The organism is Neobacillus drentensis, from assembly GCF_036962125.1.
In the GTDB taxonomy this organism is placed as follows: Bacteria; Bacillota; Bacilli; order Bacillales; family Cytobacillaceae; genus Neobacillus; species Neobacillus drentensis_B.
The window spans coordinates 39,252-60,189 of sequence record NZ_JBALOA010000027.1 but is presented as its reverse complement, the minus strand read 5'-3'; the positions used below and the strand labels follow the sequence as shown (position 1 = coordinate 60,189).

24 protein-coding genes are annotated in these 20,938 nt (G+C 39.4%); 18 read left to right on the top strand and 6 right to left on the bottom strand.

The features are described 5' to 3' along the window. The first annotated feature begins 177 nt into the window (after positions 1-177). From V7121_RS21165 to V7121_RS21135, 7 genes are all read left to right on the top strand, one after another. Positions 178-906, top strand: coding sequence for an amino acid ABC transporter ATP-binding protein (locus V7121_RS21165; protein WP_335495542.1), 729 nt, complete (start codon positions 178-180; stop codon positions 904-906). A gap of 14 nt (positions 907-920) precedes the next feature. After that, positions 921-1,733 (top strand): transporter substrate-binding domain-containing protein, encoded by an 813-nt coding sequence (locus tag V7121_RS21160; protein ID WP_335547705.1) that lies wholly within the window; start codon positions 921-923, stop codon positions 1,731-1,733. A gap of 80 nt (positions 1,734-1,813) precedes the next feature. Continuing rightward, entirely contained in the window at positions 1,814-2,452 is a 639-nt protein-coding gene (locus V7121_RS21155; protein ID WP_335495546.1) for an amino acid ABC transporter permease, read from the top strand. A gap of 13 nt (positions 2,453-2,465) precedes the next feature. Then, positions 2,466-3,128, top strand: coding sequence for an amino acid ABC transporter permease (locus tag V7121_RS21150; protein ID WP_335495547.1), 663 nt, complete (start codon positions 2,466-2,468; stop codon positions 3,126-3,128). Between the two features lie 488 nt (positions 3,129-3,616). After that, positions 3,617-3,808, top strand: a complete 192-nt coding sequence (locus V7121_RS21145) for a Fur-regulated basic protein FbpA (RefSeq protein WP_335495548.1) — start codon at positions 3,617-3,619, stop codon at positions 3,806-3,808. A 126-nt stretch (positions 3,809-3,934) separates the two neighbouring features. Then, on the top strand, positions 3,935-4,483 hold the full coding sequence (locus V7121_RS21140) for an NADPH-dependent FMN reductase (RefSeq protein WP_335495549.1): 549 nt from the start codon (positions 3,935-3,937) through the stop codon (positions 4,481-4,483). 25 nt (positions 4,484-4,508) lie between these two features. Beyond that, positions 4,509-4,934 (top strand): SRPBCC family protein, encoded by a 426-nt coding sequence (locus tag V7121_RS21135; RefSeq protein WP_335495551.1) that lies wholly within the window; start codon positions 4,509-4,511, stop codon positions 4,932-4,934. 145 nt (positions 4,935-5,079) lie between these two features. Here the strand turns inward: V7121_RS21135 and V7121_RS21130 are convergent, their stop codons facing one another. After that, positions 5,080-5,493 carry a YsnF/AvaK domain-containing protein gene (locus V7121_RS21130; RefSeq protein ID WP_335547703.1) on the bottom strand — a complete coding sequence of 138 codons (414 nt, stop codon included), beginning with the start codon at positions 5,491-5,493 and terminating at the stop codon, positions 5,080-5,082. Between the two features lie 149 nt (positions 5,494-5,642). Then, entirely contained in the window at positions 5,643-6,170 is a 528-nt protein-coding gene (locus V7121_RS21125) for a YsnF/AvaK domain-containing protein (protein ID WP_335495554.1), read from the bottom strand. Between the two features lie 190 nt (positions 6,171-6,360). Here V7121_RS21125 and V7121_RS21120 point away from each other — a divergent pair, with 190 nt between their 5' ends. After that, on the top strand, positions 6,361-6,666 hold the full coding sequence (locus V7121_RS21120) for a DUF378 domain-containing protein (RefSeq protein WP_335495556.1): 306 nt from the start codon (positions 6,361-6,363) through the stop codon (positions 6,664-6,666). A 232-nt stretch (positions 6,667-6,898) separates the two neighbouring features. Continuing rightward, on the top strand, positions 6,899-7,459 hold the full coding sequence (locus V7121_RS21115) for a sugar O-acetyltransferase (RefSeq protein ID WP_335547701.1): 561 nt from the start codon (positions 6,899-6,901) through the stop codon (positions 7,457-7,459). Positions 7,460-7,733: 274 nt separating this feature from the next. Here V7121_RS21115 and fabF read toward each other — a convergent pair whose 3' ends face one another. Further along, positions 7,734-8,966 carry a beta-ketoacyl-ACP synthase II gene (gene fabF, locus V7121_RS21110; RefSeq protein WP_335495560.1) on the bottom strand — a complete coding sequence of 411 codons (1,233 nt, stop codon included), beginning with the start codon at positions 8,964-8,966 and terminating at the stop codon, positions 7,734-7,736. A gap of 123 nt (positions 8,967-9,089) precedes the next feature. On the opposite strand from fabF, the gene V7121_RS21105 reads away from it, so the two are divergent. After that, the gene (locus tag V7121_RS21105; protein ID WP_335495561.1) at positions 9,090-9,938 is read left to right on the top strand and encodes a helix-turn-helix transcriptional regulator; all 849 of its coding nucleotides are present in this window, start codon (positions 9,090-9,092) and stop codon (positions 9,936-9,938) included. A 122-nt stretch (positions 9,939-10,060) separates the two neighbouring features. Here V7121_RS21105 and guaC read toward each other — a convergent pair whose 3' ends face one another. Further along, positions 10,061-11,044, bottom strand: coding sequence for a GMP reductase (gene guaC / locus V7121_RS21100; RefSeq protein ID WP_335547699.1), 984 nt, complete (start codon positions 11,042-11,044; stop codon positions 10,061-10,063). A 242-nt stretch (positions 11,045-11,286) separates the two neighbouring features. Between guaC and V7121_RS21095 the strand changes: the two genes are divergently transcribed. After that, positions 11,287-11,472 (top strand): hypothetical protein, encoded by a 186-nt coding sequence (locus V7121_RS21095; protein ID WP_335495564.1) that lies wholly within the window; start codon positions 11,287-11,289, stop codon positions 11,470-11,472. 229 nt (positions 11,473-11,701) lie between these two features. Further along, a complete protein-coding gene (locus V7121_RS21090; protein WP_335495565.1) occupies positions 11,702-12,139 on the top strand; it encodes a universal stress protein in 438 nt (145 codons plus the stop codon). A gap of 83 nt (positions 12,140-12,222) precedes the next feature. Here V7121_RS21090 and V7121_RS21085 read toward each other — a convergent pair whose 3' ends face one another. Together V7121_RS21085 and V7121_RS21080 are read right to left on the bottom strand one after the other, a co-directional pair. Next, a complete protein-coding gene (locus tag V7121_RS21085; protein WP_335495566.1) occupies positions 12,223-12,459 on the bottom strand; it encodes a DUF1450 domain-containing protein in 237 nt (78 codons plus the stop codon). A 29-nt stretch (positions 12,460-12,488) separates the two neighbouring features. Continuing rightward, positions 12,489-13,457: a cupin domain-containing protein gene (locus V7121_RS21080; protein WP_335547698.1), complete on the bottom strand. Its 969-nt coding sequence runs from the start codon at positions 13,455-13,457 to the stop codon at positions 12,489-12,491. Positions 13,458-13,738: 281 nt separating this feature from the next. Here V7121_RS21080 and V7121_RS21075 point away from each other — a divergent pair, with 281 nt between their 5' ends. The 6 genes from V7121_RS21075 (at position 13,739) to dmpG (ending at position 20,933) form a co-directional block, all read left to right on the top strand. Further along, the gene (locus V7121_RS21075) at positions 13,739-15,613 is read left to right on the top strand and encodes a XylR N-terminal domain-containing protein (protein ID WP_335547696.1); all 1,875 of its coding nucleotides are present in this window, start codon (positions 13,739-13,741) and stop codon (positions 15,611-15,613) included. Between the two features lie 234 nt (positions 15,614-15,847). Next, positions 15,848-17,359 carry a 4-hydroxyphenylacetate 3-hydroxylase family protein gene (locus tag V7121_RS21070; RefSeq protein WP_335495570.1) on the top strand — a complete coding sequence of 504 codons (1,512 nt, stop codon included), beginning with the start codon at positions 15,848-15,850 and terminating at the stop codon, positions 17,357-17,359. Between the two features lie 21 nt (positions 17,360-17,380). Further along, entirely contained in the window at positions 17,381-17,863 is a 483-nt protein-coding gene (locus V7121_RS21065) for a flavin reductase family protein (protein ID WP_335547694.1), read from the top strand. A gap of 40 nt (positions 17,864-17,903) precedes the next feature. Beyond that, complete coding sequence (locus V7121_RS21060; protein ID WP_335495573.1) at positions 17,904-18,893, top strand: catechol 2,3-dioxygenase; 990 nt, start codon at positions 17,904-17,906, stop codon at positions 18,891-18,893. 118 nt (positions 18,894-19,011) lie between these two features. Next, positions 19,012-19,923 (top strand): acetaldehyde dehydrogenase (acetylating), encoded by a 912-nt coding sequence (locus V7121_RS21055; RefSeq protein ID WP_335495574.1) that lies wholly within the window; start codon positions 19,012-19,014, stop codon positions 19,921-19,923. Further along, positions 19,920-20,933, top strand: coding sequence for a 4-hydroxy-2-oxovalerate aldolase (dmpG, locus tag V7121_RS21050; RefSeq protein ID WP_335547692.1), 1,014 nt, complete (start codon positions 19,920-19,922; stop codon positions 20,931-20,933). Before V7121_RS21055 ends, dmpG begins: the two co-directional genes overlap by 4 nt. Positions 20,934-20,938: the final 5 nt, after the last annotated feature.

Sequence of the window (20,938 nt, the reverse complement as noted above, 5' to 3'; positions counted from 1 at the left end):
GGTGTCAGGTACCAGCCAATTTTTGGCTGGTACCTGACACCTTTTTAAATTTATCCATCTTTTTAACTATTTCAAAACGAGAAAAAGGTCGCGGTTTGAATTGGACAAGGGTTGAATATCAATTAAGTAACCTGAGAATTTCCATATATTATTCGTTTTAGGAGTAGGAGGTCAAGAATGATTGAATTTAAGCAGATCAATAAGTTTTATGGGGATTTTCATGTCTTAAAGGATATTAACCTTAGCATCCATCAAGGGGAAGTAGTGGTCATCATCGGCCCGTCCGGTTCAGGGAAAAGTACATTGCTCCGCTGTATCAATCAACTTGAAAGTATCTCTGCCGGTACACTCACTGTGAATGGGATATCCGTAGGGGCTAAGAAAACAGATCTCAATAAGCTAAGGCGCAATATTGGCATGGTTTTTCAGCATTTTTATTTATATCCGCACAAAACAGTGCTTAAAAATATTACGCTAGCACCGATGAAAGTATTGGGCCAATCCGAAAAGGAAGCGAACGATACGGCCAGGCATTACCTGGCTAAGGTCGGGATTTTAGACAAGGCCGAAGCGTATCCATCGCAACTTTCCGGAGGTCAGCAGCAACGGGTAGCCATCGCCCGCGGTCTGGCCATGAATCCAAAAATTATGCTTTTCGATGAACCTACCTCAGCCCTGGATCCCGAAATGATAGGGGAGGTTCTTGATGTCATGAAAGCCCTCGCCAAAGAAGGCATGACAATGGTCGTGGTGACCCACGAAATGGGCTTTGCCCGAGACGTGGCTGACCGAATCGTCTTTATGGATGAGGGTCGAATACTAGAAGAAGCAGTTCCGGCTGAGTTTTATCAGCAGCCCCGAGAAGAACGGGCTCGCCAATTTCTCAGCCGTATCTTAAATCATTAAATGGAGGTAAAGGAATGTTCAAAACCAAAAATTTCGTAAAAATGGCGTTGGTAACCACAATGGCAGCTTTATTCCTGGCCGGCTGCGGCGGGAATAAGGACCCAAAAGGAGGTAGCAAGGATGTCCTTGGCCAAATTAAAGAGGAGAAAAAAATCGTATTTGGCGTAAAGCATGACACGCGGTTATTTGGATTGAAAAATCCTTCGACAGGTGAAGTGGAAGGATTCGATATTGATCTTTCGAAGGCACTCGCAGAAGAAATGTTTGGCAAGGATGTAAAGCCTGAGTACGTAGAGGTGACGTCGAAAACAAGGGTTGGCCTTTTGAATAATGGGAAGGTGGATGCGGTAGTCGCGACGATGACCATCACAGAAGAACGGAAGAAAGAAGTGGATTTTACCGATGTCTATTTTGATGCGGGTCAATCCTTATTAGTGAAAAAAGGCAGCAAGATTAAGAGCATTAAAGATTTGAAAAAAGGAACAAAAGTGCTCGCGGTGAAAGGCTCGACCTCAACCATCAATATTCGTGAGAAAGCGCCCGAAACAACGGTCCTTGAATTTGAAAACTATGCAGAAGCCTTTACAGCCTTAAAAGCAGGCAAGGGAGATGCCCTGACAACAGATGACGCCATCCTTTACGGAATGGCCGAAGAAGATCCGTCTTTTGAACTAGTCGGCGGAACTTTTACAGATGAGCCATACGGAATCGCTGTTAAAAAAGGGAATAAAGTCCTTGTCGATGAATTAAATAAAGCGTTAAAAAGCTTAAAGGAATCAGGAAAGTACGACGAAATTAAGAATAAATGGATTAAGAATAGTAAGTGATATCGGTTTTCTCTTCAGGACGGGGAGTTCGTGGGTATGATGACGGTCCTACTCGTCCTGTTGTATGAGGAGGGAATGGTTTGCTGGATTTCTCGATACTATCCAATAATATCGATGCCTTTTTAGAAGGACTAAAAATAACAATTTTATGCAGTGTAATTGCTTTATTGTCCAGCTTTATACTGGGAACAATGATTGCTGTTTTGCGAATGGCCCCAGTGAAACTTCTTAACTGGCTGGGGACTTTTTATGTAGAATTTATCCGAAATATACCCGTGTTAGTGATTATCTTTTTCACCTACTTGGCCGGGAACTTTGGCGGAATGACGGCAGGAACAATTGGCCTCTCGATTTATACCGCCGCTTTCATTGCCGAAGCGATCCGAGCGGGAATCATGTCAGTTCCGAAAGGACAAATGGAAGCCGCCCGTTCGACAGGATTGAGTTATGGCGCTGCAATGAGGCTGGTGATCCTCCCTCAGGCGATCAAGATTGTCATCCCGTCCCTCGGCAACCAGTTTATCAATCTAGTGAAAAATTCCTCCTTGTTAGCCGTCGTCGCGGGCGGCGATTTAATGTACCAAGGGGATCTAATTTCGGCAAAAACCTACGTAACCTTTGATACGTATATCTTAGTTGCCTTATTTTATTTAATCCTAACGATTCCATTAAGTCTTGGCGTGGGACTTTTAGAAAAACGCTTGGCTCGAAGTCAATAAGGAGGTGCTGAGGATGGAATTTCTGGCACCGTTTATGGAAGTATACACTCTGGACAATGTGAAATTTTTACTGGAGGGTTTTGCGGTCACCTTAAAGGTCGCTACTCTATCGATAGTATTTAGTTTCATTATTGGTGAACTAATCGGCACGCTTAGGTATGCGCGAATTCCGGTTGTTTCTCCTTTCTTAGCGCTGGTTGTTGAGACAATCCGGAACTTGCCCTTGCTGTTGATTATTTTCTTTACCTATTTTGCCTTGCCCGAAATCGGGATTGAAATGGAAATAACGACGGCGGCGATTGTAGCTTTGACTGTGTTTGAATCGGCAATGATTTCAGAAATTATTCGCGGCGGGTTAAACTCGATTGAAAAAGGACAAATCGAGGCAGGACGGTCGTCTGGATTGACCAACACTCAGACCTTACGCTATATCATCGTCCCACAGGCGCTAAGAAGAATGGTTCCTCCAATCGTCAGTCAATTTATTTCACTGCTCAAGGATACCTCGTTAGCCGTCGTGATTGCCTTGCCGGATTTATTGCACAATGGACAAATTATCTACGCACAAAAAGGATCGTATGTGGTCCCTGTTTTTATCCTGATCGCGTTTCTGTACTTTATCGTTAATTTTACTCTGTCACTTGTTGCCCGAAGGTTAGAAATAAAGCAAACATAAGAAATCCGGCTCAGAGTGGGGCCGGATTTCTTATGTTTGGATTTGTGGAATGAAATTAATAGCAATTTCTCATAAATAAGTAGGTGATATACAGGAAAAATCATATTTTTGTGTAAAATTACACCTCCAAATTTAGATATTTATAGGCCTTAGCATTACAATGGGCGAATTTTTACAGTCTATGAGCGAATTTCGGTATTCAATGGGCGAATTTCGGACCTCAATGAGCGATTTTTGCAATTCAATGAGCGAATGATAAAAAACACATTTATCCAGCGAAAAGAATTAAGTTATCTTATTTCAGACTATTTAGGTTTACCGAACAATTCAATTTGATTAAGAAATGGTAACAATAAATGCCGTTCTTTTTACTTTTGTTAAAGAAGATTAACAATTCCTTTAAAAGTCATTAAATACACGTTCAATCGACAGATTTTTTGAAAATATCTTTTATAATTGCCTTTATGGAAAGGAGTTGGCACCTTCGTATGAAAAAAGACCAACGAAAACCAATCAATAATAAAAGGCAATTTTTAATCAATGAACTAATTAAATTCGGGATCTATAAAAAAAATAATAAGCATCTCTACGAATGGTCGATGAGTGAATTAGAGACGGAGTACATATTTAATGAGACGAATATTTTGAAATCAAGTACCCACACAGGTTCCAAAGTTTGACAATGTAAATACCGTTAAATAAGATTATAGATATGTAATAGTTTTAGGGAGAGAGACATCTGGGATCGGATCATCAATCTACAATAGCTTTTTACATAAAAATGAACCATACTTTGGAGGTCCATCATGAAAATCGTTACCATTGTTGGGAGTATTAGAAAAGAATCGTACAACATGCACTTAGCTAAAACCATGAAAGAACGTTACAAGGATAAAATGGATATCGAAATTGTCGACATCCGTTCGCTCCCATTCTATGACCAAGACGAGGAAAACAATCCAACGCAAGTGGTGAAGGAATTTAAGGAGGCAATTTCTAGTGCTGATGGAGTTCTCATTATTACGCCGGAATACAATTGGTCCATTCCTGGTGTGTTAAAGAATGCGCTTGATTGGGCTTCTCGGGTAGACAAGGTTTTTATTGGCAAACCAGTAATGCCTCTAGGTGTGACGCTTGGCATGCTCGGAACCGTTCGTGCACAAATGCATTTACGTGAAATTCTCGCAGCGCCTGGTATGCAGGCTAAGATTCTTCCGCCAGGTGGAAATGAAGTTTTAATTGGTTTTGCAAATCAGAAATTTGATGAACAAACAGGGAAGTTAGTGGATGAAGGAACACTTAGTTTCTTAGATAGTAAGGTTGATGCGTTTATTGAATTTGTCAAATCAGTTTAAATATTTGAAAAGGTGGTAAGTGAAAATGGAATCAACTAATCAACCCAAAATTACAATACAAGCAACCGTTCATGCACCAGTTGAAAAAGTATGGAAATATTGGACTGAGCCTGCCCATATAAAAAAATGGAACAGTGCTTCTGAGGACTGGCACACGCCCATTGCTGAAAATGATTTAAGAGTGGGCGGAAAATTCCTTTCCCGAATGGAAGCGAAAGATGGCAGTTTTGGTTTTGATTTTGGCGGAATTTATGATGAAGTGGTATTACATGAGCTTATTTCTTATACACTTGGTGATGGTCGAAAAGTTCACATCGCCTTTAAGGGTGATGAAAAGGCAACCGAAATCATTGAAACATTTGATGCGGAGACCACCAATCCAATCGAAATGCAACAACAAGGCTGGCAAGCAATTTTAGATAATTTTAAAAAATATGCAGAGCAAATATAGAATTTGGTTGATTTAAGAGGGCTTCCGATGGGAAGTTCTTTTTTTTACGTAATGCCGAGTGTACTATCCAAGCCCTCAAGGGTAGTTCAGATATGATTAGGAAATGTTCATTTCGCCTTGTTTAATAAGGGTTTACTGATTACTGTCACGATTGACCGTCTAAAATTACCTTTACATCGCCATTAATATCGATATTTAATTTTTCTTCTTTTATGGTCTCACAAATCTGTATAAGCTCTTCAAATTGATTCTTATATATTTCAACCTCCTCGAGAGCCGTTGGGTGTAGGGTTACTTCAATACGCTCTTCACTTAAGGGAATGCGAATGGTTTCCATTTCTGTTTCGATAGCATCCCCGGGATTGAATACCCTTTTCTCAATGATGAGCTCTTCACGTGTGACAGGAACCAAAATTTGCTTTTCCTCCGTATAAGTTTTCTTATATATCGTAACATCTGCCGTCTCAACCCATTTCTTGGTAACCTGCAATTCTTCCTTGTGTAGTTGGAGTGTTACTTCACTTTGATCGTGTTTTGTTAAATTCTGATTTTCAACCAACTTCATCTTCCTCCATAGAAATGGTGAAACACCTTTTCATTACATAGCAATGAAAAGGTGTTTTTGTTATTTTATAGGGAATTATTAAATATAATTGTGGAAACGCTCTAGTCCATACTTTGCTGAACGGTTGCTTGCACCTTTTGTTCTTAGCTGTTATTTATATCATTAAAGCTGGAGCCATCGGAAACAATATTAACACTTCCTGTTGTATCTACATGAGCCTCTTCGTGTCTAAGGGTTTCTTGTACCTGCTGAGTATCCTCAACTTGACGTTTCGAAGTTGAAATCTCCTCGGTCGCAACCGTATATTTGTTTACCTCAACTTGCTCTTGGGAAACGGGAATGGTGATACTTTCCTGAGAGATGGCAGACCCATCACTTCGCTCGTTATTCAAGGGAGTTCTTTTTATCACAACTTCCTCATGCATTACAGGAACATCAACCGTTTTTTGTTCCTCAACCACATCTTTAGAAATCACTACTTGACCAGCGCTGACATTATTTTTCGTAATGTCTAATTCCTCTTTATGAAGTTGCAGTGCTCCGTCATTTTGATTATCTTGTTGGGTATTAGAAGTGGTTTCGGTACCTAGGGTACTTGAACTGTTTTGGCTATCTTTATTTTGTATGTCTTGTGAATTGTCATCACCGAATAATCCTAAAAAGTCTCCCATAATAATCCCCCTTGAAAGTTATTTATTGTGGAACCTTTATATAATGTGCGTGTAATGGATATCTATACTTTCAAACATTGGAAAAAATTTATAAAACCTGGGTTATAAATATCGTGACATAGAAGAGACTTATGTTTTGCATGAATCCTAATATTTTTACAAAAGATACTAAAAAAGGAGGTGAATATTTGTGAGAGTGTTACAAAAGATTGCCTTATTTCTAGTGATTGTAGGAGCTATAAACTGGGGATTAATTGGTTTTTTTAATTTTGATTTGGTAGCAGCCATATTTGGGGGACAGGATTCCTTTTTGTCAAGAGTCATTTATAGTCTGGTTGGGATAAGTGGGTTGATTTGTTTACCCCTTTTGTTTGCGTCAAAGCAAAGCGAAAACTATAACACCCAACGACAAGGAACTGGAAATCTTAACTATGCCACTGAATTTGGTGAGGAAACAGATGCATCAGACATTAGGAAAAGAAATAGTGAGGAATAATCAGGAAGATTCCCTTCTTGATTATTTTCCATAATTAAACCATAACACCATTTGATAAATTTTAGGATTGTGCAAATAGTTATTATTGCTTTATAACAATCACCAATAAGAGTTTTTTTAAATGGTAAATTAAAACACTTGGAGAAGATTCCAAGTGTTTTTCTACATAAATGGAAGCTTCAGGTATGATATATTTGTATATACAGGTTAGTTTTGGAAGGCAGGTTATAAAATGAAAACGGAAAAAGACAAAATGTTGGAGGGAGAAATGTATGATCCCGCTGACCCCGTGTTATCAAGCGAACGTGAGGAAGCAAGGCGCAAGGTTCGGATATATAATCAAACGTTGGAAACGGAAGGAGAAAAACGGAAAAAATTATTAATGGAGCTACTCGGTTCAACCGGAGAAAACGTATATATGGAACCCAATATTCGTGTTGATTATGGTTATAACATCCATGCGGGAGAAAACTTTTATGCAAACTTCGACTGCACCATTTTAGATGTTTGCGAGGTACGCTTTGGAGATAATTGCATGCTTGCACCAGGCGTGCAAATCTATACAGCCACCCACCCAATTAATCCAACGGAGCGTAATTCAGGGAAGGAATATGCCAAACCCATTACGTTTGGAAACAATGTTTGGATTGGAGGAAGAGCCGTCATAAATCCAGGAGTTACGATAGGGGACAATGTGGTAATCGCATCAGGTGCAGTAGTCACTAAAGATGTACCAGATAATGTTGTAGTAGGCGGTAATCCCGCTAAAATAATTAAACAAATTGAAATTTAAAGCATCTTCCGATCGTATTATGGAGGCGTCGGCACTTAAAAAAACGCCCATTTACATTATTCCATGTATGTTTATTATGAACTACCCTCTAAGTGTTTATATTCACTAACAATAAGGGGCAGTTATCCATTTTAAAAAGGCATTGTTAAATAATATTGTTGATATTTAAAAATAAATCAAGGACCACAAATAAGGTCCTTGATTTTATTCTTATTGAAGAGTAGTAACCCGATAAGTACATTTCTTCACTCTACTAATAAAACTATTTTCACAATTAATACTTTTTTAAAGCAATTACTGCATTATGCCCACCAAACCCAAATGAATTGGAGATCCCTATTTTGAGATTTGTTTGTCGGGCTACGTTTGGTACATAATCTAAATCACATAATGGATCGGGGTGTTCTAAGTTGATAGTAGGCGGAATGATGCCCTCTTGGAGACTTTTTGCTAATGCAATAGCCTCAACCCCGCCAGCTGCTCCTAATAAATGTCCTGTCATCGATTTATTAGCCGTAACTGGTATCCTGTATGCTTGTTCACCGAACAATTTTTTAATAGCATTTGTTTCAGATATGTCACCTACCTCTGTACTTGTTGCATGAGCACTAATGACATCTACATCATCAGTAGAAATGGACGCATCTTTTAAAGCCATTTTCATTGCAAGATAGGCTCCTTTACCTTCTGGATGCGGAGAAACCATGTGATATGCATCAGAACTAGCACCATATCCAATTACTTCCGCATAAATTCGTGCATTTCTTTGTAAAGCATGTGTTAAAGATTCAAGTATTAAAATTCCTGCACCTTCAGACATGACAAAACCATCTCTATTCGCATCAAAAGGACGACTAGCAGCACTTGGTTCATCATTTCTCGAAGACAACGCTTTTGCATTTCCGAAACTGGCTAGAGACAATTCTGTTATGGCTGCCTCAACCCCTCCAGCAAATGCTACATCAGCTATACCATACCGAATAATTCTGAAAGCCTCTCCAATAGCTGTATTTCCAATTGCACAAGCGGAAACAGGGGCCATAGAAGGTCCCAATGCCCCCCATTTGATACTTATTTGTGCTGAAGCTGCATTTGCAATCATCGAAGGCACCATTGTTGGACTTACCCTTTGTGGTCCTCTTTCTCGAAGTACATCAAAATTTTGCATCAAAGTCTCAATTCCACCTATACCCGAACCAATGTATACACTAAGACGCTCTAAGTCTATTTCCTTAATGTTCAAATTGGAATCGTTCCATGCTTGTTCAGCCGCACCTAGAGCAAATTGACAAAATCTATCCATACGCCTTGCATCCTTCTGACCAAGTATATCCTCAGCATTGAAATCATTAACTAATCCAGCAATTTTGGTTTTATGTTTACTTACGTCAAACCTATTAATGTTAGAAATTCCAGACCTGCCTTCGGTTAAATTCCTCCAAAATGTTTCAATGTTGTTACCCAAGGGTGACACGACTCCCATCCCTGTAATTACAACTCGTTCCATATTTCTTCCCCCTCGTTATTAGATTATCTATATTTTGGCACCATGTTTATCCTATTACAAGTTGTTGTTTATCATAGTATAATTAGTAATATGATTATCGTTTTAAGACAGGAGTAATTTATCATGAATAGTAAAACAAGATTAGAAGCTTTATCAAAATTTTTAAAGTCAAAACGTGCAAATTTACAACCTCAATTAGTAGGATTACCAACGGGAACTAGGCGGAGAACGCCAGGTCTAAGGAGGGAGGAAGTCGCCCAATTAGCGGGAGTGAGCACTACCTGGTACACATGGCTAGAACAAGGGCGAGATATTAAGGTCTCATCTTCAGTACTAGATTCTATAGCATCTGCTCTACAGTTAAATAATGATGAACGAAAGTATCTATACGATTTAGCATTAGAAGTAAATACCAATGTGTATAAACATGAAGTTTTACAAACAAAACTTTCCCCTTCTTTAGAAAAAATTTTAACAGAATTAAAATACTGTCCCACTCTGATCACAGACCGACATTTCCAAATTGTTGGTTGGAATCCTGCTGCAGCTTATGTCTTTTTGGATTTCGAACAAATTCCTATTGAACAGAGAAACTTGATCCGCTTAGTGTTTACGAGGAAAGAGTTGAGGGCTTTAGCTGTCAATTGGGAGCATTTTGTGAAAGGATTTCTTTCCATCTTTAGGGTTTATTATGGGCAAAATATGGGGGACGAATGGTACACTCAATTTCTTGAAGAAATGTCCAATCTGAATCCAGATTTTCAAACTTTATGGCAAGAAAATCAAGTAAATATGGCTCCCGAAGTGTTGATTGAATTTAGACATTCCAAAGCTGGTAAAATGATTTTTAATTTAACTTCTTTACAAGTTCATGGTAATACAGATTTTTGGTGTAGCATTTATACACCTGTCGAGGGTTCCTCTACTGAAGAAAAATTGAAGAGAAGGATGAATCAAAGTGAAAAAAGTTAATTCTTATGTTTCTGCTCATTTTTCAATTTAACCGGAATTTCTCCGTCTATTTCTCAAGCACTGCGAAATCAACTTATACAAAAGATGCCTGCCCCAAAATAGGGGACAGGCAGCGAAATTTTTTAATACACTTTATCACCGTTAAAAATGGAATTCTTCACGACAACATAATCGACTGTACGGATGTCTTTTAACTTATTACCACCAGCATAGGAAATAGACGACTGTAGGTCTTGTTCCATTTCAATCAAGGTATCGATTAAACGACCCTTGTGTTCAACGTACATTTTTTTACCCTCAACATTTTTTCGTTCGCCTTTTTGGAATTCTGAAGCCGAACCGAAGTATTCCTTCACACACTTTCCGTCCTTCTCAATCGTTTCCCCAGGGGATTCTTCATGTCCAGCAAACAATGAACCGATCATGACCATGGATGCCCCAAACCTTACCGACTTCGCGATATCCCCATGGGTACGAATGCCGCCGTCCGCAATAATTGGTTTACTAGCCGCCTTGGCACACCATCTTAGTGCGGCTAATTGCCAGCCGCCTGTTCCAAATCCAGTCTTAATTTTCGTAATACATACTTTTCCAGGTCCAATCCCAACTTTCGTAGCATCTGCACCGGCATGCTCTAATTCTCTGACAGCTTCCGGAGTTCCGACATTTCCAGCGATGACAAAGCTATTTGGCAGCTGTTTTTTAATATGCTTAATCATTTCAATCACGGAATTGGAATGACCATGGGCGATATCGATGGTAATAAATTCAGGGGTTAGCTTTTCCTCTGCCAGCTGGTTGATGAAATCGTATTCTCCTTCTTTGACACCGACACTAATAGATGCAATCAGTCCACGTGCCTGCATGTCCTTTACGAAATCAAGCCGCTTTTCAGGCTGGAAACGGTGCATGATATAGAAATAACCATTTTCCGCAAAGAAAATTGCCAGCTTTTCGTCAATAATCGTCTGCATATTAGCAGGGACGACTGGCAATTTGAATATATATCCACCAAATGTGACACTCGTATCACACTCAGAACGACTGTTAACGATCGATTTAGCAGGAATCAGTTGAATATCTTCATAATCAAATACAGTATCCATAAAAAACACTCCCAAACACGAATATTCTAGTAGAATTAAATAATATTGTTCGTACATTAGTTAATTTACAGTATATTAGTTATTTTGTCAAAACATTTCATTATTATGTGACGTAAAAAACCATCACTACTAAACCGTTCAGGATGTGCAGGCTTTTATAGGTAGGAATATTTCAAGCCAACGGTAAATATTTATATAAAAAAACATTGTCCCAGCGGTGCTTCTAGAAGGGAGCAAATACTTTGAATCGAAATCGAAATCGAAATGTACAGTTAACCATTGTAGTGCTTGTTTGCTTACTGGTCATTCTTATAGTTCATGCGATTCTCAATATTAGAGTTTACTTTGTATACAGTACAGGTATTGGTCCTATTTTCTTAATTGGATTAATCATCTTCCTCATTGCTTTACTATATTTTAAAGGATGAAAAAATGAGTTATGCAGAAAAGGCATGACTCATTTTTTTGTCGGCACGGATACATTTGACCGTTTGCCTTGATTTTTCGTAAATGTTGCTCTTGCTCAGCAATCAAATTTAAGAAATGTACATTTGAAAACTTGAAAATAACAATATTGACACAATATTCAATCCGCAATAAAAAGTAGGGACGTATAATAAAAGTAGGAAGGAAAGTTCTGACAGGGAGATGAGAATCATGGTAACGAATTATTCACGTGTTGTTGTTGCATATGATCATTCTGAGTTAAGCAAAAAAGCTTTGAAGATGGCAATGGATTTAGCAAAACAAGATCAACAAATAGAATTATTTGTCGTCATGGTTATGCAACCAGATAAGCCAATACCTTATGCCTATGGATTCGGGGTTGTTGAATTACTTGAGGAACAACTAGAGAGAGCAAATACCTTACGTAATGAAATAGAACAAGAGTTAGAATCACTTCCAAATAAAACAAAAGCACTTCTTTTGAAAGGCAACGCAGGAATGATGATCGTTGATTTCGTCAAAAAGAATGATGCAGATTTAGTTGTCATGGGAAGCAGAGGATTAAGCGGACTCAAGGAACTATTCTTAGGAAGCGTCAGTCATTATGTGGTTCAAAAGGCCCCATGCCAAGTTTTAATTGTAAAATAATTAAATATAAATAGGAAGGGAGCAAAAGTTATCTTTTGCTCCCACTTTTATTTCACTAACAATTAGCGTACCGTTTTTCTTAATTACAAAGACGGTTTAACCGTTTGAAGTATTTTTTCTATCAAGCTCTCAGCATCGTCTGCCTCGATGGTGGTTAATTGAATCCGGCAAAACGGCCGGACTCTGCATTCTAAACACCTGTGAAAGCAGTCTACAATACGAACATCTACATCCTTTTGATAATGGAGGCGAAGTTGGTCAATGACTTTGTCAGCATCGGTTACTTTAATATTTCGCTCACAAAACTTAGCCACTCTCATTCTACATTTTCCTCGTTAATAGAATACTATTATTCCTCATCATAATGAAAAAATTGAATATCCAAAGTACGAAGGTAGGTTTGCAGACCTGCATCTTGGATTGGGATAATAAATGCAGGTTCCCCTGATTCATTGTGATGAGAATGCCACAGCCCTGGCGGGGTAACGAAGGCTTTTCCTGTTACCCAGTCAATCCGAATGGGATCAATGATTTGTTTCGTAACAGGGTCCACTTTATCACCGACTAATGTGTAGGTCCCTGGTGTAGCGTAGGCAACAAAGTCAAGGGCAACTGATTTATGACTATGTGGCGCTTGGTTTGAGCCTACAGGAACAATCCCAAACATTGCCCATAAAACATGTGTAATCGTTAAAGTTTGTTCGAAATTTTGATTGTTTAATAGAATGGAGATACGGTTTTTTAAATGTGCATCGGGTGCATTAGCGACCTCATCTAATTTTGCTTTCGCCTGTTCGGCCGTATAAAGTGTCGGCTTAAAACGTGCATCCGTGGCCTTAGCTCCCAAGTAGTTAAGAAGTGGAGTGTCTAAAATGTAGTAGATGGTTGAATCTTCTGTCGCTGAATGACGACTGACTGAGCCGGCTGGAAGCGTTAAAAAGTCACCTTTTTTCCAACGGATGGTTTGACCATTTATTTCGGTAGTGCCATCCCCCGAAATAATATAATACAATTCACTGGTTGCATTTGGTTGCGTATGAATCGAATTTCCTGCCTTAATTCGGATAAAGTTTGCAAGGAGGGAGGGGCTCGTTGCTGGATATTGGGTTTTCAGCTCATTAGATAAATCCAGCGGTATAATACGAGTTTCTCCTGAATTATATAGTTCAGGTGCAAATTCTTTAGGCGGGATTGGACTAATAATCCCACTGCCAATTGGATCAGCAGCCGTGCTATACTCGTAAAAAAGCGCATCCTCGGTCCAGTTTTCGCTTACCGTTCCAACATAAAATTCCCCTGGTTGAACATTTTTTGACATATGTAAACCTCCTCTTAATAAAAAAATTTTTATCATTTATATTGTAATACCTTTTTAGGGGAAATGGTAAATTTTGTTTCCATTTTTTCCGTAATTTTAGATTCCCCGTGTGGTTCACCAATTCACGAGGTCAGTTGCTCTACCATTTTTTTTGTGCTAAAACCTGATGGAGTAGAAGAAGGTATTTATTGACTATAAGTAGAATTAATCTAACAACCTTTTAAAAATGAAAAAGTTTAGGAATCAGTTGCTGCAAATGCATTTAAGAAGGGAGTAAGGAAATGAAAGCGTTAACTTTAAATGACCTTTTGCATATTAGACAAGAAAATGACCTCCTGTTTGCAAACAAGGAAAGGTCTGTTCTCGTTTCTACAAGTGCATTTGGTGCGATGCAGCGTGATTTAATCGAAAATATTGGGATTAATCGGATGAAAACCTTTTTCTTCAAATATGGGTTTCACCTCGGAGAAGAAGATGCTCAAGAGGTTCAAAAAATAGATTCATTAAGTATGCTTGAAAAATTTGGATATGGTCCTATTATTCATGCCTTAAAAGGACATACGAAATCAAGAATTACTGAAAAAGAATTTGAAGTGGAAAATAATCAAATTAAATCATTTCGACTGAAGGGAATTTGGGAAAATTCATTTGAAGCCGAACAACATATTCAAAATTTTGGTATAACAATAGGGACTGTTTGTTATACCTTAACTGGTTATGCAACTGGATATGTGACCGCTCTGCTTGGCGAGGAAGTATTTTTTAAAGAACTGCAATGTGAGGGGGAAGGGGCACCTTGTTGTATTTGGGAGGGGCGCCTTGTCTCTGAATGGAAGGAAGAGGCAGAAGAATTTTTTTCATATAGTAAGGAACTGCCAATTATTAAGGAACTGGAACTGACAAACGAGAATCTTCTGGTTGAAAAAAATAACTTAGCACTCGTGTCGAGAACCTATAATGAGATGACAAATGAGCTTATAAAAGGAAATAACATCGATTCCATTCTAGAAAAATTAAATAAACAAACAAACTTGCCTATTGTAGTTGAGGATATCCGGCAACATGTCTTAGCGTATAAAGGAATTTCAAGGGATGACTATGAGTTGATTAGAAAAAGATTTAACCATTCTGAAGATAAAAGTCGAAATATTTCAAAAGTGACAGTTCTCTCGTTTGAAAATGGGACGAGACTTATTACTCCAATCTACCTTTTAGGCAAAATCGTAGGATATTGTTCGTTTCTATATGAAAGTGGGAGGATCCCTAACAATGAAATTGACTCAATGATTATCGATCGTTTAGCATCTATTTGTGCGCTGCTGTTTTTAAAAGAAAAAGCGGAAATTGATTCATTGGAACAAGTAAAGGGACATTTTTTAGAAGAAATAATTACTGGAAAGTACTCACAACAAGAAATCCTAAGGAAGGCTGATTTTATTCAATTGGATTTATCTGGTCCCTATCATATGATTGTCCTTACCTACAAGTTTATGAAAAAATGTGAAGAGAAGGAATTTACTTTACATAAAAACACCTTTGAAGCGGTTTCTACTTTTTTTAGAAATAAGAGCCTCAATGTCTTAATAGGTCAGCAGGCTGATAGCTTAGTTCTCCTCATAACAGAGAAACAGCTAAACCAGCAAACTATTGAAGATATCCTACTTTCTCTAGTATCCAATTTAAAAAAGGAAATAAAAAATTCCCTGTTTTTAGCGGGGATCAGTTCTCAAAATAGCAAAATCGTGGATGCCGGTGTGGCTATTGACGAAGCCCGTTCAGCAGTACGATTATCCTCAAGGGATAAACCGATCACCTCTTTTAGTGAACTAGGGATTCTTGGTGTTTTAATTAATGACCAAAATGAGAATGCCATCCGGAAAATGATTAGGGAAACTCTTGGGGTTTTGTCTGAGAATTTTGATAGTAATAAAATCGAATTAATTGATACCTTATATCATTTTCTACTCTATGGTGGAAACCTGGAACAAACAGCTGAATATCTAGCATTATCTAAAAGCGGTCTTCGTTATCGACTCGCGAAAATCACTAATTTTCTTGGCTGCGACCTGAGGGATCCACAACGACAGTTTCAATTGCTTTTGGCTCTAAAAGCATTGAAAATTGTCGACCATGACAGACTTAAAAAAAACAAATAAAGTCATTGTCCTTTGTATATAAAAGTGTCAGAAAACGCCTGATGGAAATTGTCTATTGGCGTTTTTTGATATTTTTTTTTAACTTTTAAACTGACATATAGGAGCAGTTTTTTTTAATTTTTCTGACACTCGGTGTCATTGTGTAGAATTTTCAGATAAATTAAGATAAATTTAAGGATCGACACACTCGGTCGTATAAAAAGTTTAAATAATGATAGGAATGGAGTTGAAGGAATGTACACAGGTAAAGAATATTTGGAAAGCTTGAATGACGGAAGGGTCGTTTATTTAAACGGTGAAAGAATTAAAGATGTAACGACGCATCCTGCTTATCGGAATTCTGCACGTTCGTATGCAAGAATGTATGATGCTCTTCATGACCCAGCTACACGTGACATTTTAACGGCTGAAAATGAATACGGTGATCGCACACACAAATTCTTCATCACTCCAAAAAGTTCACAAGATCTGTTAGAGGCAAGAAATGCCATTGCTGAATGGTCCAAGCTTAATTATGGATTTATGGGCCGCACTCCAGATTATAAGGCTTCATTTATTGGTCATTTGGATGCCCTCTCCAACTATTACCAAGGTTTTGAAGATAATGCGAAAGCTTGGTACAAGAAAGCAGCAAAAGAGCTTCCTTTTGTTAACCATACAATTATCAACCCACAAGTAGACCGCTCAAAACCACTTCATGAAAATAAAGATGTTTTTGTACGGGCTGTTGCTGAAAAAGATGACGGAATAATTGTAAGCGGTGCCAAAATGGTAGGAACAGCGGCAGCATTAACTCATTATAACTTTGTTGCGAACTATGGAACATTTGATTTAGGAGATGGTGACCTTAGCCACGCATTGATCTTCTTTGTTCCAATGAATGCACCGGGGGTAAAAATGATCAGCCGAACGTCGTACGAACTGCAGGCTGCGACAACGGGAACACCATTTGATTACCCACTTTCGAGTCGATTTGATGAGAATGATGCTGTGATTGTTTTAGATAACGTATTTATTCCATGGGAAGATGTCCTTTGCTACAAAAATATCAAAATATCTAATAATTTCGTCCCAGAAAGTGGCTTTGTTAACCGTTTCACCTTCCACGGTTGTACTCGTCTTGCTGTTAAATTGGATTTCATGACAGGACTATTATTAAAAGCAACGGAAGCAGCTGGAACAAAGAATTTTAGAGGTGTGCAAGCTCAAATTGGTGAGGTTGTGGCGATTCGTAATATGTTTTGGGGATTGTCTACTGCAATGGCAACGGATCCGGATAAGGGCCCGAATGGTCTTGTTATGCCAAATGGTGCCTCCAGTGCGGCTTATCGAGCATTAGCGCCAATGAGCTGGGTGAGAGTGAAGGGTATTTTTGAACAAGTAGTAGCCGGTGGTTTAATTCAGTTGCCGTCTAGTTCAAGTGATTTTCTGAATCCTGAATTAAGACCTTTTCTTGATCAATATTACCGAGGAACAAGCATCAATGCTGTGGATAAAGTGAAGTTGTTAAAAATGGTTTGGGATTCAATCGGATCGGAATTTGGAGGAAGACATGAACTGTATGAGGTCAATTATGCAGGCAATCATGAAAATATTAGAATGGAAGCCCTATTCCATGCAGAGGCAGTCGGAGCAGCGGATCGTTACAAATCATTTGTTGACACAGCATTAAACGATTATGACTTAAACGGTTGGACCAACAAAACGTGGCTGGATGCAGTAGAAAAAGAACCAATTAAATTATAAACGAGGAGAGGAGTTGGGAGGATGGATGATCGTAAATTTCGAACGGCGATGGGGAAATTTGCTACAGGTGTAACTGTAATTACGACTGAAATCGCTGGAGAGGTGCACGGTATGACGGCAAATGCCTTTATGTCTGTGTCACTTGACCCAAAATTAGTGGTGATTTCCATTGGAGAAAAGGCACAAATGCTGGACAAAATTAAAAAAAGCAAAAAATTCGCTGTAAATATTTTATCGGCGGAACAACAGGAATTATCGATGATATTTGCTGGGCAAATCAAGGAACAAAGAGAAATAAGCTTTGAGCGACTAGATGGTCTCCCTGTGTTATCAGGGGCCATCGCCCAGGTAGCTTGTGAAGTGGTGAATGTCAATATCGAAGGGGACCACACCTTATTCATCGGCAAAGTAATAGAAATCGAGCTTAATGAAAAAGAACCACTTATGTTCTTTAACGGTAGATATCGCTCTTTATCTTCTGAAGAGGTTCTAGCAAGTAAGTAATCTACTTGTAATATGAAAATAAAATTAGGGGGAAATAAAAATGACTTCATACCAAGAACCAATTTTTGATGTGGCACAACTTGCCCACGTGGAGATTCTTTCTCCAAAGCTAGAACAATCAGTAGAATTTTTCACAAGATTTTTAGGGATGGAAGTAACGGCTCGGTCTGGTCGATCCGTTTATCTTCGTGCCTATGAGGATTTCTATCACAATACATTAAAAATAACGGAGTCAAAAGAAGCGGGAGTAGGTCATGTTGCCTGGCGTGCAACTTCCCCGCAAGCACTTCAACGCCGAGTTGAGGAAATCGAAAAAACGGGATTGGGCAAAGGTTGGATTGAGGGGGATATCGGCCATGGAGAAGCCTATCAATTTTTGACACCAGATGGTCATTTAATGGAAATTTTATGGGATGTGGAGTACTACCAAGTTCCTGATGAACAAAGATCAAAACTATTAAATCGTCCATCCAAACGGCCAGATCGCGGAGTACCTGTTCGTCGATTAGATCACCTTAATTTAATGACCTCTAATCCAAAAAATGATACAGACTTTTTAATCGATATACTAGGTTTCCGGTTAAGAGAGCAAATTCAAGATAACGGCCATGTGCTTGGTAGTTGGATCAGTGTTTCCAACCTTGTTCATGAAATTGCCTACATGCAAGAACCTAATGGGGAAAAAGGGAAACTGCATCATCTTTGCTACTGGTATGGAATACCCCAAAATCTTTATGATGTGGCTGATTTGCTTAAAGATCATGGTATTTTCGTTGAAGTCCCGCCAAATAAACATGGAATCAGTCAAGCGTTCTGTATGTATGTGATTGAACCTGGCGGCAACAGGGTGGAATTGTTCGGAGACGCCGGCTATATTATTACCGATCCGGCATGGAAACCAGTCGTGTGGGAAATGAAAGATGTACCTGGCAACGGGGATACTTGGATCGGTACCGATTTCCCTGAATCTTGGTGGACGCAAGGTACACCCCGAACAGCTCCCAAGCCAGTTGAAGTAGTAAAACCTTAATTCTCAAATCAAGGGCTGTGTTAAACATTAATTATGATTTTTCTAATCCTGATGATTGGAGCGGAAATCATCAGGCATTTTAGCACAGCCAAATTAATAGAAAGCGTGGTGGTAGGTCTTGTCTAAAGTTAAAGCGGCGATTTTAGGATCAGGAAATATTGGAACAGACCTAATGTACAAAATTTTAAAAAATGAAGGACACTTGGATTTAGTCTTAGTAGCGGGTATTGACCCTAAATCAGAAGGACTGGCAAGAGCCCAGGCCAAGGGGATCCGTACAAGCTATCACGGACTGGATGCGATCTTAGAAGACCCAGAGATTAAGATCGTCTTCGATGCGACAAGTGCAAAAGCACATCAGTTGAATGCACCAGCACTGCGCGAGAAGGGGAAATTGGCGATCGACATGACTCCTGCGGCAATCGGTCCGTTTGTTGTACCAACTGTTAATTTAAAGGAACACTTTGAATCCATGAACGTCAACTTGATTTCATGTGGAGGCCAGGCGACTACTCCGCTTGTGTACGCAGTCAATCGCGTGGTACCGGTCCACTATGCTGAAGTCATAACAACAGCAGCCAGTGTGTCGATTGGCCCGGGAACAAGGCAAAATGTCGATGAATTTGTCCGAACCACCGCGAATGCGGTGCAACAAATCGGCGGAGCTAAACTAGCAAGGGCGATTCCGGTATTTAATCCGGCAGAACCGCCTATTAATATGACCAATTCGGTTTATGCAGTCATTAAAGAAGAGTTTGATGAGGGTGCTGTTATTTCATCGATTCAATCGATTGCAGCTGAAATTTCAAGTTATGTTCCGGGGTACAGATTAAAAGGCACGCCATTTATCGACTATCGTGAAACACCGTGGGGACGGTTACCAACCGTCGTGATTATGAATGAGGTGGCAGGGGATGGAGACTTCTTCCCAACCTATGCGGGGAACTTGGATATCATGACCGCATCAGCGTATAAAGTGGGAGATGTATTTGCTGCACATTTTCTTGCTAAGAAGGAGCTAAGCCGATGAAGATTCCTAGACTTACAGATACAACTTTAAGAGATGGCGACCACGCAGTCAGCCATAGTTACACACCGGAAATGGTGCGGACAATTTTCCGAAATTTAGATGAAGCCGGTGTACCGGTAATCGAAGTAAGCCACGGTTCTGGCTTGAATGGGTCGACGATTCAGCAAGGGTTTTCCACACATTCTGAATTTGATTTGATTCAAGCAGCTGTAGAAACAGCGAAACAAGCAAAAATTGCTTCCCTATTTGTACCAGGAATCGGAACGAGCCATGAGTTAAGAGTGGCTGCCGAACTTGGCATTTCTGTCATCCGGATCGCAGTTCATTGTACCGAAGCGGATGTAACAGAGCAGTATTTCCGACTAGCGAAAGAATTAGGGCTCGAGGCCGTGGGCTTTTTGATGATGTCTCATACGCAACCCGCAAAAGTGTTGGTTGAGCAGGCTAAATTGATGGAATCCTATGGTGCTGATTGCGTTTATGTAGTTGATTCTGCGGGGGCACTTGTTCAAAGCGGGGTGAGAGAAAGGGTTACTGCCCTAAAGAAAGCCTTGTCCATCGAAGTTGGTTTTCATGCACATAATAATCTTGGCTTAGCCATTGGTAATACGATGACCGCGTTTGAAGCCGGAGCCGACCAGATTGACGGAACACTAAGGGGACTAGGGGCTGGGGCAGGGAATGCGCCGACTGAAGTACTAGTGGCTGTCCTTAATAAAATGAACATGGATACAGGAATCAATCTTTCCATTTTAATGGATGTTGCCGAAGAAGTAGTGGCTCCGTTTATGCAAACTCCAATTGTCATTGACCGTGACAACTTATCGAGTGGCTATGCCGGCGTGTATAACAGCTTTTTATTACATGTAAGGCATGCAGCAGAAAAGTTCGGTGTGAACGCCTCAGAAATTATGGAAGAACTGGGCAAGCGGAAGGCCGTGGCTGGTCAAGAGGACTGGATTTTAGACGTGGCCGTCGAGCTGGCAGAGAAAAAAGGCTTAAAGGTTTAAGGGTA

Excerpts from the sequence above, each read along its gene's own strand:
- V7121_RS21165 (WP_335495542.1), top strand. The coding sequence starts at position 178 with ATGATTGAATTTAAGCAGATCAATAAGTTTTATGGGGATTTTCATGTC.
- V7121_RS21160 (WP_335547705.1), top strand. The coding sequence starts at position 921 with ATGTTCAAAACCAAAAATTTCGTAAAAATGGCGTTGGTAACCACAATG.
- V7121_RS21150 (WP_335495547.1), top strand. The coding sequence starts at position 2,466 with ATGGAATTTCTGGCACCGTTTATGGAAGTATACACTCTGGACAATGTG.
- V7121_RS21145 (WP_335495548.1), top strand. The coding sequence starts at position 3,617 with ATGAAAAAAGACCAACGAAAACCAATCAATAATAAAAGGCAATTTTTA.
- V7121_RS21140 (WP_335495549.1), top strand. The coding sequence starts at position 3,935 with ATGAAAATCGTTACCATTGTTGGGAGTATTAGAAAAGAATCGTACAAC.
- V7121_RS21135 (WP_335495551.1), top strand. The coding sequence starts at position 4,509 with ATGGAATCAACTAATCAACCCAAAATTACAATACAAGCAACCGTTCAT.
- V7121_RS21125 (WP_335495554.1), bottom strand. The coding sequence starts at position 6,170 with ATGGGAGACTTTTTAGGATTATTCGGTGATGACAATTCACAAGACATA.
- V7121_RS21115 (WP_335547701.1), top strand. The coding sequence starts at position 6,899 with ATGAAAACGGAAAAAGACAAAATGTTGGAGGGAGAAATGTATGATCCC.
- fabF (WP_335495560.1), bottom strand. The coding sequence starts at position 8,966 with ATGGAACGAGTTGTAATTACAGGGATGGGAGTCGTGTCACCCTTGGGT.
- V7121_RS21105 (WP_335495561.1), top strand. The coding sequence starts at position 9,090 with ATGAATAGTAAAACAAGATTAGAAGCTTTATCAAAATTTTTAAAGTCA.
- guaC (WP_335547699.1), bottom strand. The coding sequence starts at position 11,044 with ATGGATACTGTATTTGATTATGAAGATATTCAACTGATTCCTGCTAAA.
- V7121_RS21090 (WP_335495565.1), top strand. The coding sequence starts at position 11,702 with ATGGTAACGAATTATTCACGTGTTGTTGTTGCATATGATCATTCTGAG.
- V7121_RS21085 (WP_335495566.1), bottom strand. The coding sequence starts at position 12,459 with ATGAGAGTGGCTAAGTTTTGTGAGCGAAATATTAAAGTAACCGATGCT.
- V7121_RS21080 (WP_335547698.1), bottom strand. The coding sequence starts at position 13,457 with ATGTCAAAAAATGTTCAACCAGGGGAATTTTATGTTGGAACGGTAAGC.
- V7121_RS21075 (WP_335547696.1), top strand. The coding sequence starts at position 13,739 with ATGAAAGCGTTAACTTTAAATGACCTTTTGCATATTAGACAAGAAAAT.
- V7121_RS21070 (WP_335495570.1), top strand. The coding sequence starts at position 15,848 with ATGTACACAGGTAAAGAATATTTGGAAAGCTTGAATGACGGAAGGGTC.
- V7121_RS21065 (WP_335547694.1), top strand. The coding sequence starts at position 17,381 with ATGGATGATCGTAAATTTCGAACGGCGATGGGGAAATTTGCTACAGGT.
- V7121_RS21060 (WP_335495573.1), top strand. The coding sequence starts at position 17,904 with ATGACTTCATACCAAGAACCAATTTTTGATGTGGCACAACTTGCCCAC.
- dmpG (WP_335547692.1), top strand. The coding sequence starts at position 19,920 with ATGAAGATTCCTAGACTTACAGATACAACTTTAAGAGATGGCGACCAC.